Origin of the sequence: Flagellimonas onchidii (assembly GCF_004804315.1) — a bacterium.
Classification (GTDB): domain Bacteria; phylum Bacteroidota; class Bacteroidia; order Flavobacteriales; family Flavobacteriaceae; genus Flagellimonas; species Flagellimonas onchidii.
The window spans coordinates 1-11,701 of record NZ_SRXX01000016.1; the positions used below are offsets into that span (position 1 = coordinate 1).

General features: G+C 39.5%; 11 protein-coding genes. 1 reads left to right on the plus strand and 10 read right to left on the minus strand.

Annotation, left to right across the window (positions count from 1 at the left end; genetic code table 11):
* The coding region (locus tag E4661_RS15215) for a helix-turn-helix domain-containing protein (protein WP_136468321.1) at positions 1-263 on the minus strand (263 nt) is incomplete at its 3' end.
* Between the two features lie 508 nt (positions 264-771).
* Between E4661_RS15215 and E4661_RS15220 the strand changes: the two genes are divergently transcribed.
* Positions 772-1,854, plus strand: a complete 1,083-nt coding sequence (locus E4661_RS15220) for a Fic family protein (protein ID WP_136468322.1) — start codon at positions 772-774, stop codon at positions 1,852-1,854.
* A 347-nt stretch (positions 1,855-2,201) separates the two neighbouring features.
* Here the strand turns inward: E4661_RS15220 and E4661_RS15225 are convergent, their stop codons facing one another.
* From E4661_RS15225 to E4661_RS15265, 9 genes are all read right to left on the minus strand, one after another.
* A complete protein-coding gene (locus E4661_RS15225) occupies positions 2,202-2,831 on the minus strand; it encodes a TetR/AcrR family transcriptional regulator (RefSeq protein ID WP_136468323.1) in 630 nt (209 codons plus the stop codon).
* A gap of 378 nt (positions 2,832-3,209) precedes the next feature.
* A complete protein-coding gene (locus E4661_RS15230) occupies positions 3,210-4,373 on the minus strand; it encodes an alpha-hydroxy acid oxidase (RefSeq protein WP_136468324.1) in 1,164 nt (387 codons plus the stop codon).
* A gap of 34 nt (positions 4,374-4,407) precedes the next feature.
* Positions 4,408-4,737, minus strand: a complete 330-nt coding sequence (locus tag E4661_RS15235) for an L-rhamnose mutarotase (protein ID WP_136468325.1) — start codon at positions 4,735-4,737, stop codon at positions 4,408-4,410.
* 34 nt (positions 4,738-4,771) lie between these two features.
* Entirely contained in the window at positions 4,772-5,551 is a 780-nt protein-coding gene (locus tag E4661_RS15240) for an SDR family oxidoreductase (protein WP_136468326.1), read from the minus strand.
* Between the two features lie 2 nt (positions 5,552-5,553).
* Complete coding sequence (locus E4661_RS15245) at positions 5,554-7,659, minus strand: alpha-L-fucosidase (RefSeq protein WP_136468327.1); 2,106 nt, start codon at positions 7,657-7,659, stop codon at positions 5,554-5,556.
* Complete coding sequence (locus E4661_RS15250) at positions 7,660-9,210, minus strand: sulfatase (protein ID WP_136468328.1); 1,551 nt, start codon at positions 9,208-9,210, stop codon at positions 7,660-7,662. It lies immediately after the preceding gene.
* A 9-nt stretch (positions 9,211-9,219) separates the two neighbouring features.
* Positions 9,220-10,047 (minus strand): amidohydrolase family protein, encoded by an 828-nt coding sequence (locus tag E4661_RS15255; RefSeq protein WP_136468329.1) that lies wholly within the window; start codon positions 10,045-10,047, stop codon positions 9,220-9,222.
* A complete protein-coding gene (locus E4661_RS15260; protein ID WP_136468330.1) occupies positions 10,044-10,904 on the minus strand; it encodes a fumarylacetoacetate hydrolase family protein in 861 nt (286 codons plus the stop codon). Before E4661_RS15260 ends, E4661_RS15255 begins: the two co-directional genes overlap by 4 nt.
* Complete coding sequence (locus E4661_RS15265; RefSeq protein WP_136468331.1) at positions 10,905-11,675, minus strand: SDR family NAD(P)-dependent oxidoreductase; 771 nt, start codon at positions 11,673-11,675, stop codon at positions 10,905-10,907.
* Positions 11,676-11,701 lie beyond the last annotated feature (26 nt).

Consider the following 11,701-nt stretch of genomic DNA (forward strand, 5'->3'; position numbering starts at 1 on the left):
CTCACTTCGGGAAAATATCCGAAGAGTGCCCCATGGCCGTTATCGGCCCTTCCCTTGCCCTCCAATAGCAGCAACAGGGTGTCCGGGCCCAGTTCCGAGACGTCATCGGCTGTCAGTCCGCTCTTCTGGAACAGGGATATGTACTTGTTGACCGTGTTGCGGGAGATACCGAGCTCCCTGCTGATCCGGCGGCGGCTGTGCCCTTCGCCGAACATCCTGTAGAGTTGTTTTATTCTTCTCATGTCCAATAGTCTGTTCGCCATACTGTTATATTTTTTGAAAAATATAACCCTTTGGCACCCCCTATTGGATACGTTTTTGAAAGTGGTTCACTTTGGTAGGAATCACTGGTTCACTTTAGATAGGAATCAGTGGCCCAGTTTGACAGGAATCGGTGGCTCAATTTTGCAAGAATTTGCATGTATATGGTTCTATTCTTAGAATTTGCCCTTGAATATGAAGAATTTGAATTGGTACTATTATATAAATTATTTGAATTGGAATATGTTGAATTGCTATAATAGCTCCTATTCAGAGTTGTGGAAATGTGGAGAATTCGAAATAAAAAGTGTATGATTTTGTTTAAACGTCTTATAGCGAATTTTTGAGGTGTTTTTTGCTTGATTTTCTATGTCCCAAAACATAGTGTGAAAAATACATTCTAATAGAATCAAATAAGAGTAACTTTTACCTTTGTAATGCATTACAAAGGTAATTTTTTAGTATTTTTACCCTCATAAAAAGTATGAGTGTAAATTCTACCCCTATATTATGTCTACTTTCAATAAAGATATACCATATAACGATTTACCCTTACTCCCTCCAAAGAAAGAGTTAGAGACAACAGCTGTTTTAAGAAAAACAATAGCCGCTAGTAGATCATTGTCAAAGTTGAACGGAGCAATAATAAACTTACCAAACCCCAAGCTTTTTTTAGACACCATACACTTACAAGAAGCAAAGGGCAGTTCTGAAATAGAAAATATTATTACCACAAATGACGATTTATATCAAGCATTCGTAGCTGATAAGAAATTTGATAATCCCGCGGCTAAAGAAGTAATCAGCTATAAAGAAGCATTATGGCATGCCCTCGCTCGCTTGGAGAAAAAACCGCTTTTAACCACCAATCTTTTTATTGAGATTGTACAACGAATCAAACAAAATGATTCCGGGATACGAACAACTCCAGGCACTACTTTATCCAACACAAAGGGAGAAGTTATTTATACACCACCATCAGGAGAATCCATTATACGGGACAAACTATCCAACTTAGAAAAGTTTATCAATGAGCCTAGCAAACTTGACCCATTGATAAAAATGGCTTTGATGCACTACCAATTTGAAGCCATTCACCCGTTTGTTGATGGTAACGGACGAACAGGCCGTATTATGCTCCTACTCTATCTGAAATTGGAAAAATTGCTAGATGTTCCAGCAATTTATCTGAGTGAGTACATCATCAATAACAAAGCTGCCTACTATAAGAAACTGAGATTAGTAACGGAAAAAGAAGATTGGGAAGGATGGATACTGTATATGTTGGAAATGGTTGAAATAACCGCTAAGAAAGGATTGGAACGCCTAGAGGCGATTACTTCTTTGATGGAAAGAATGACAAACGAAATCAGAACCCAATTACCTAAAGCGTATTCAAGAGAGCTAATCGAAATATTATTTCGGCTACCCTATACCAAAAGACAATACTTGATTGATGAAAAATTAGGAACTCCCAAAACTGTTGGCAACTATTTGAGGGATTTGGAAGAGGCTGGCTTTCTAAAATCGGTCAAGGTTGGAAAAGAGAAATTGTACCTCAATTTTCAATTGATGGAAATATTGGAAAAGTAGGTAAGCAAAACATATATTTGCGTCATCAATTTTATTTGATAGCAGATACAAGTAAATAAGTTCATTTGATTAATCATTTTAAACAGGAGCCCAATTCGGTGCACACGTTTAAATTTTGAATTTTAACTTTTTGAATATCAAATTATTGGATCTTAAGTTCAAGCCCCAGTCAGGTCACAAAAAATTAAAAAGCCCGGTAATTAGTTATCGGGCTTTTTGTTATTTCCAATTTAATTCTTTTTGTATCTCCACTTAAGCTAACATACCCACAGGTCGTACCCGAGTTATGAATTATCCAGTTTTGTTTCCATGCGAATGTGCCCTACAACATAATACTCCCTGGTTAATCACTCACAATTTAAACGAGTTTCAATAAATCTATAGCTTTGAAAGGCGTTTATCCCTTTTTCCGTCATATGCGGAATCAGCAAGTCCCAAATAAATTCTGACATTTTTTGATGGGATAAATCGTGATGAGGTATTACCTTTTGTTGAGACTTCCAAAATGTGATCAATATCCTGATACTTTGTTGCAAACGTTGATATGTTCCGGACCGAGGTTCTTCTTTCAGATACCCCATTTCGATAAATTGAGTATAAAAATGTGACATCTGATGCCTTCTTATGTGAAAAGTTTTTTTAAGTAACTCGTCTACTTTTTCATAGTTTCTTGAAACTTCCAATATATCCAGATTGAAAAAAAGATACTTTTCATGAAATGCTTCCAATCGGAGTAATAGTTTATTAAACTGAACCATGACATCATTATCATTTGTTTGTTCATAAACCTGTGAAATCTCGAACTTCATTTGCTGATAAATTGCCAAAAGTAAAACTTCCTTGATGGGATAATGATATTCCAGGTTTCCGTGACTCATCCCAAGTGACTTGGCCAATTTCCGAAGAGTTACATTGACTACACCATCGGCATTAAAAGATTGAATGGCCTGATCAATTATTCTTTGTTTGGTTGTCATAATTTGGTACGCTCCAAAAGCTCTTCATTGATTTTAAAAAAATCCAATTTCAGATTCTTCCATCTAAGGTTTTAGGAGCTAAGATTTTTGGTTTAGTATCAACGTTCATAACACAACCGAACAAATCTAACAAAATCCGTAACGCATATAAAATTTAGAATAAAGCGCTTTTAGTTTGAAAAACAAGCTAACAAGAAATTCTTTGATTCAAGTAACATTTCTCATTATAGCATCAACATGTATTTGAACCATAAGTACTGGTCGTTTTATAATATATACCAATAACCCGAACAGCCCCAAAAAGCAGTTAATTTTTAGGGCTCATATAAAAACCTTTTCATTTTTTAGGACATAACATATCCTATAAAAGGTCTATCCTTATCTATCAACCAAATAATCTGGAAAGTCTGAAGTGCGTTCGCAACCAATTTGATGCATTACTTGTTGCAGCTGAGTCTTTAACAAGGAAATTGTATGATCACCTCCCTGCCTGCCCAACGCTGCAGCTCCGTACATGAAAGAACGTCCCATAAATGTGAATTTAGCTCCACTAGCGAGTGTTCGGGCAACATCAGGTCCAGAGCGGATACCGCTATCCATCATTACTGTTATCTGATCCCCATATTTCTCGGCAATCCGAGTCAAAGGTTTTATTGTAGATTCGCCTGCATCCAATTGTCTACCACCATGATTGGAAACTATAATCCCGTCAAGGCCTAATTTAACTGCTCTTTCGGCATCTTCTTCAGTTGCCACACCTTTAAGCACCAACTTACCTTTCCAAAGGTCCCGAATTGGCGCTATTTTTTCCTCTGGCATGCGTTTGGAAAACAGTTTGTCCATAAAAAGTCCCAAATGTTTAAGGTTAAGATTTTTTGGCATATAGGGTTTAAGGGTCTCAAAGTTTGGTTGGCCATGCATCAAAGTTTCAAAAGCCCATCTTGGCTTCCCTAATATCTGTAGAATATTGTTCACTGTCATTTTAGGCGGCATTGAAAGCCCATTCTTAATCTCTTTAGGCCGAAAGCCAAAAGTTGGGACGTCGCATAACAAAACCAGAACAGGACATTCAGCTGCTTGAGCTCTTGAAATAATATCGTCTCTAACACTGTTTTCAGATGGATGGTACAATTGAAACCAAGCTCGACCTTCAGTAAGCTCAGAAGCCTTTTCAATGCTACAGGTAGTTACTGTACTCAAAATAAACGGAATATTATGCTCGAATGCCGCTTTTGCCAAAATTTGGGAAGCATTTGGCCACATTAATCCCTGCAAGCCTACAGGAGCTATACCAAATGGAGCATCATACTCATGACCAAAAAGTTCAGTTTTTAAGGATGATTCTGGGCCTGCATTCAAGTATTTGGGTTTGAGTTCCACATCTCGAATCTCAGAAGTGTTTTTAAGAAGGTTTACTTCTTCATTGCATCCTCCGTCCAAATATTCAAAAGCAAACCTAGGTATTCTTTGCTTTGCCCTATTCCTTAAATCTTCTATGGATGGATATTTCGAATTAAATTTTATTTCCTTTCCGTTTCGCATCTGAGAAATTTGCTTTTATATTTTCATCCCTATTTTACAGTTCAAATATTCGTTCCATCAAAAGCCATTTTTCCCCTGGCTTAGCTGTTGGTAATGTTTGCTGGTATTTCGACATGAGTTCTTCCCACTCTTGGACTTTTGGGTTTGCCAAATCTGCCTTTGCCTTTTTTTCGAAGCTAAATTCTTCATTTACCTCCATAAACATGAACAACCTTGTACCCAATCTATATATTTCCATTGCTGTAATTCCAGAATCCGAAATGCTCTTTTTTATTTCGGGCCAAACAGATTTATGATAAGCTTCGTATTCAGCAATCAAAATAGAATCATCTTTTAGGTCAAGTGCAAGAGCGTAGCGTTTCATCTTTTTGTTTGTTTTTTCCAATTAGCAACCGTCGTCACAGTGTCCTATCCAAATGCACATATCCTCCGTCAACAAAAATTAGTTGTCCAGTGGTATGACTTGATTTGGGCGATAAAAGAAATGTAACCATATTGGCAATTTCTTCTGCTGTTGTCATTCGATTTTCCAAAGGGATTTTATCTGTTATTTCTTTAAGTCTTTCTTCGGGGTTTGGAAAGCTTTTAATCCAACGATCATAAAGTGGGGTATAACATTCGGCTACTATCACCGCGTTGACCCTAATGGCATGGGGCAACAATTCAACCGCCCACTCCCTTGTCAAGGCGTTACGACCTCCATTTGCAGAGGCATATCCAGACGTGCCTCCTTGGCCTGTCACGGAAGTCTTTGAACCAATGTTTACGATAGAACCCTTACTCTTCTTCAATTCAGGCAATGCATGGTGAGCCATCAAGTAATAATGCGTAAGGTTTTTATTGATGGAAGAAATAAAGTCTTCGTAATTTCCATTTTCCAAACCAACATCATCATTTACTCCAGCATTGTTAACCAGACCATCAATTCTACCATATTTTTTAACAACACTTTTCACGGCTTCTTTACACTGTTCAGGGTCAGTTAACTCAGCAAAAGCACAATCCGCTTTTAGATTTTTCTCCTGAACATGCTTCACTGCATCCAACACATTCTCCCGATTCCTTCCAACAATAATAGGAATGGCGCCTTCTGAGGCGAGTACATTTACTATTCCATTTCCAATTCCCTTGGAACCACCGGTCACAATTATAATCTTATCTTTTAGCTGTAAATCCATATCTATTTGTTAGCTGTGATAACACCAATCTCTGCAAAAGCTGCCCTAGTGTCATTACCCGCAACCTTCGTAGCCTTTAATTTAATAAATCTTGCTTTTGATACAGCATCAAAACGGATGGTTTGTTCTATAGGGTTATTCACCACGTTACTAAACTCTCCGCTAGAAACTTTGTTCCACGTTCTTTGATTAGTACTCACAAAAAATTCATACTCCATAATTACCCCAAACGGCCATCTTTCTTGCATAGGCCAATAGGTGAACCCTTTCAAATTGTATGTTTCCCCCAAATCAATAACTACTTCTGATGGTTGTTTTCCATCCGAGTCCGTTGCCCAAAAGGTTCGGGAATTATCATCAATCAACTCAATAGCCTCTTCTTTATTTCCAGATGAAACTTCAATCACTTTCCAATCTGCTTTCGATACATCGAAGTACCTAGTAGCCACACTGGTGGTTCTTTGATCTACCGGATCCGCGGCTATAGCTTTAATAGTCGTTGGTTGATTGACCAAAAATGGGCCTTGGTATTTTAAAGAGGAAACCGAAGGTTCGGTCCCATCCAACGTATAAAATGCATCGATGTTCTTATCTGCCAAATGAAAGCTTACCATCCCTTCCCTATCTCTTTTAATGATAGGTTCTGTAAGTAGGTTCGGTGCATTAAACAATGAAATATTTGCAATGGTCGGTGGTCCTTTGGCTTCAATAATATTCATCCTAATCTGGGAAGCGGTTACCGTATCAAACTGAAGAACACGTCTATGTCCTATGGTTGTCTGATCGGCCAGTTGAACCCAACTTCCATCCACTTCGGCCTCAACTGTAAATTTTTGGACACGTTGCCCTAGAGGTATGTATTCCTGCAACAAAATACGGTTTACTTCGGTAGGTTCATTAAATTGAATACTCACTGAAGCTTGGGTACTACCATCGTTGGTTGCCCAATAAGTAGTTGCATTACCATCTATAGCATTTTTAGGGCTAAAATCCGAGCTTTCCCCTCTAGTTTCTGATGCAATAGCATTTTGACCTCTTGCCAAATCCTCGGCAAAATCTTTATTAAGTTGTTCGCGCAAACGCATGAGTTGTTCCACATCTCTTTCATGTACAAGGCCTCTATTGTCCACAGGAAGATTCAACAATAAATTGCTATTACGACCTACAGATTCGTAGTAAATCTTCACGAGATGCTCCAATGATTTTACCTGATGATCTTCAGCAGGATGATAATACCATCCGGGACGTATGGACACATCTACTTCTGAAGGAAGCCAGTGCGTACCATCTTCGTGTCCCGTTCTGAGCTCTACATATCTTGGCCATCCAGGGTAAATTTCATCCCTGCGCATTATGCTCCAATGTGTTTCATTTGCCCATCCTTGCTCATTACCTACCCAACGAATGTCAGGTCCTGCATCACTAAAAATAACCGCATTGGGCTGAAACTCGCGAACCATATTGGTTACTTTATCCCATTCGTAATAGGTTTTATTATCAATTTTGCGGGTTTCATTTGCGCCACCATAATAGCCCGACCCCCCATTGGCACCATCGAACCATACTTCAAAAAGGTCTCCGTAGTTGTTCAGGAGTTCATGTAATTGTTCATGATAATCGGCAACATATTCCGGTGTTCCATAATCTTCATGGTTTCTATCCCAAGGAGAGAGGTAAACCCCAAACTTGAGTCCATATTCTTTACAAGCTTCGGAAAGCTCCTTTATCAAATCACCCTTACCATCTCGCCATGGAGAATTTTTGACGGAGTGCTCCGTAGTTTTGGTGGGCCACAGGCAAAAACCGTCATGATGCTTTGCGGTGATAATAATTCCCGTCATTCCTGCTTCTTTTGCAACACGCGCCCATTGACGAGTGTCCAATTCCGTAGGATTGAACTGTTCGGGAGATTCATCTCCCAGGCCCCATTCCATATTGGTGAAAGTGTTCATGTTAAAATGGATAAAGGCATAATACTTCATTTTATGCCATTCCAATTGTCGTTCAGAAGGGATTGGGCCTACCGGAGCTGGTGGGTTCACCTTTGAACAAGAACTAATCGTGATAAGGGCCAATACCGCTGAGAATATTTTTATGGTTTTATTCATTTATAATGATATTTGGTCAGGATAAGGGACTGCTTCCCCAGTATTTTTGTAAGAAGGCATCTGAGCATTAACATTACGTAGATGGTCAGAGAGTATTTTTGACAATTCACCGACAATTTCCGGATGTTCGGATGATACATTTTTGGTTTCCCCAATATCCGTCTTCAAATTGAATAATTCGATACGCTGGTCTTCATGAAAATAGATAAGTTTCCAGTCTCCCTTTCTAACCGTACTCGAAGCACCGACTCCAGGACCATCAGGGCCCCACTCGTTTGGATAATGCCAAAATAACGGACGGTCTGAAGTATTTGTTTCTTTTTCAGTCAGTAAGGGCACAAAGCTTTTCCCGTCCACAACCTGTGCCAACTTAGGGTTTTGAACTCCAGCCATCTCAAGAATGGTAGGGTAAAAATCCTCGATAATCAAATATCCTTCATTGGTCGAGTTGGGTTCGACCGCTCCAGGCCATTTCACTAACATGGGCTCACGAATTCCACCTTCGTAAGCGGAGCCCTTTCCGCTGGCCAATGGTTTATTGTGTGTATGCCTCTCGCCTCCTCTTGCCACGGCACTTAATCCTCCATTGTCAGACATGAAAAGTATAATGGTATTTTCATCCAAATTCTTTTCTTCGAGATAATCCATGATGTCACCAAGACTTTTGTCCATACCTTCAATCATTGAAGCATATTTGGCTTCCGTGATATCCAATTCTTTTTCCAGATATTTTTGCAGAAATCTATCGTCACCCATAATAGGAGTATGAACAGCATAATGCGCCATATATAGGAAAAATGGCTGTTCTTTTGCCACAGCTTCATCCAAAGATTTTAAAGCTTCTTGCGTTATGGCTTCGGTAAGGTAAATATCCTTTCCGTGATACTGTTCGAGACCGGGTACAGCCCAAATTTCCTTTCCTTCTTTACCATTTCCAAAGTTCTGCAGTCCATAATAACTTTCAGGGGCACCAGCAGCATGACCAGCAATGTTTATATCGAACCCTAATTTTAACGGGGCTTCTCCAGGGGTTCCAATAGCACCAAAGTGAGCTTTTCCTGAGTGGATGGTAAAATACCCTGCATCTTTCAATACTTGGGGCAACGGTGTGGCATGCACTGCCCTGTCATCACCTTCGACTGGACTCATTCCATTCACATTCCACATGGGAAAATCTAAGGTTTTATGATTTACCTCCATTGGTTTTAGCACATCTTTTTTGAGGGTCCAGTTTGTAACGCGATGCCTTGCCGCATTCATTCCCGTCATTAAACTTACCCTTGTCGGGGAACATACGGCCGTGGAATAAGCCTGGGTAAATTTCATCCCATCTTTGGCCAAACGTTCCATATTGGGAGTTATGTAGCGTTGGTTGAATGGTGTTTTTTTGTCCCAAAATGGCACAGAAGTATCTTGCCACCCCATATCATCAACAAAAAACAAAACAATATTAGGAGAAGGGATTGGGACTGGTTCCTTTTTTTTCTGGGTTTGGCAAGCTGCCAACAAAATCAACACCAAAAGTGCTAAAGTTTTTTTGCCGTTGATCATAACAAGAAATTAAAGTTCATAAAAACGGACCGCATTCAGCCCCATTATATTCTTTTGCTCCGTTGGAGATAGCTGTTGAATAAAATTTGATACAATAGTCAGCACATCTTCATAAGTTCCGGCAACAAGGCAAACCGGCCAATCTGACCCATATAGCACCCTATCTGTGCCAAAAGACTCTAACACAACTTCCATGAATGGATAGAATTGATTCTCTGCCCATAGGAAATCTTTAGTTTCCGTGACCATACCCGACAATTTACAATAGACGTTGGATGCCTTTGCCAAAGCTTCGATATTCCTTCGCCATAAAGAATCCATACCTTTCGAAACTTGTGGTTTGGCTATATGGTCCAATACGAACTTCTGATTCGGAAATTTTCTTGTCAATTCAATAGCCGCAGCCAATTGATGAGGATACACCAAAATGTCATAGGTCAATCCGAATTTTGCCAAGCGACCAATTCCTTCTTGAAAGTCTTTCCGTAGCATAAATTCAGGGTCAGGTTCTGCCTGAACCACATGACGAATACCTTTGAGCAGTTTATCATCTGCAAAATATTCCAATCGCCCTTCAACTCCTTTATCCAACAAATCTACCCAACCAACAACTCCCTTGATAAAGTCATATTGATTTGCAAAATCCAGTAGAAATCGGGTTTCATCTTCCGATTGGTCTGCTTGGACGGCAACGCAACCATCAATATTGTTTGCTTTCAGAATTGGTTCAAGATCTGTGGGGTAGAAATCTCTTCTAATGACAGACATGGATTCGTTTATCCAAGCATCTCGAACTGGGTCATATTTCCAAAAGTGTTGATGGCTGTCTATTATCATTCTTTGCTATATGCTTTTGCTTCTTGTTTTGAAGTTCCTAATCCGTCTATACCCAGTTCCACAATATCCCCTGGCTTTAAATATTTTGGAGGGTTTAACCCCAACCCTACACCGAACGGTGTTCCTGTAGAGATAATATCTCCAGGAAGAAGTGTCATAAACTGGCTTATGTAGCTGACCAATTCAGGTATGTTGAACACAAAATCGGAAGTGTTACTATTTTGCATAGTTTTCCCATTGAGCTTTAACCATAGGTTAAGGTTATGGGGGTCCGTTATTTCATCTTTAGTCGCCATAAACGGTCCGAGGGGCGCAAAAGTGTCATTGCTCTTTCCTTTTACCCACTGACCTTCGCGCTCCAATTGATATTCCCTTTCACTATAGTCATTATGAAGCACATAACCTGCCACATAATCCATGGCTTTATCTTGCTCCACATAAGAAGCTTTTTTACCAATAACAACTGCCAATTCTACCTCCCAATCGGTTTTTTGACTTCCTCTTGGTATGATAATATCATCGTTCGGACCTACAATCGCCGAGGTGGCCTTAAAAAATAGAACAGGTTCAGTAGGAATTGCCATACCACTTTCTTCGGCGTGCTTGGCATAATTAAGACCTACACAAACAATTTTTGATGGTCGACATAATGGCGACCCCAAACGCGTTCCTTTGTCAATTTCTGGACAAGCGGAAAGATTATCCACAATCCAATCTTGTAATCTTTGTATTCCGTCTGTGGCAAAAAAGTTTTCGCTATAATCTTCCCCAAAACCTGAAACATCTATCCAAGTACCGTTTTCAAGTTCAACGCCAGGTTTTTCGTTATCCCTGGCTCCAAATCGTATTAGTTTCATTTATCCGTTTAATTTTATATAACCACCATCTATTGGAAAATCTGTTCCTGTAATAAAGGAAGCCTCATCGGAACAAAGGTAAAGGGCCAAATTTGCCACTTCTTCCGGTTTTCCCATTCGCCCTATAGGCTGTGTTTTCGAAAGTTTTTCGAATACTTCTTTTTCATTCCCTGGATAATTCTTTTTAATAAAATTATCCACAAAAGGGGTATGGACCCTAGCAGGAGAAATACTATTGCAACGTATGCCATAATCCAGATAATCTTTGGCAATGGAATAGGTCATGGTAAGCACCGCGCCTTTGGTCATCGAATACGCAAAGCGTTCCGAAATTCCTACCGTAGAGGCTATTGAAGCCATATTTAGTATAGTTCCCCCCTGGGATTTCATGGATTCTATACAAGCAAGGATGCAATTATAAACTCCTTTGATATTGACATTGTATAGTCTATCCATATCCGCCTCGCTGGTCGCTTCTATGTTTCCTACATGTGCAATACCAGCATTATTGATTAAAATATCAATTTTGGATACATCGGAAATGGATTTCATCACCTTAGTGGTTTGCTCTTGGTTTGAGACATCACATTGGTGCCCGAAAGCTTTTCCATCAGAGCTTTCAATTTCGCTAACCAATGTATTGGCCCTATCGGAATCCAATTCAATAATATGCACTTCCGCACCTTGTTTTGCAAAGGCTTTTGAAATAGCTTCACCAATACCACTGCCTCCTCCAGTTATTACAGCTGTTTTTCCTGCTAAGCTAAACATCAATTTTGTATTCTTTTAGATATGTG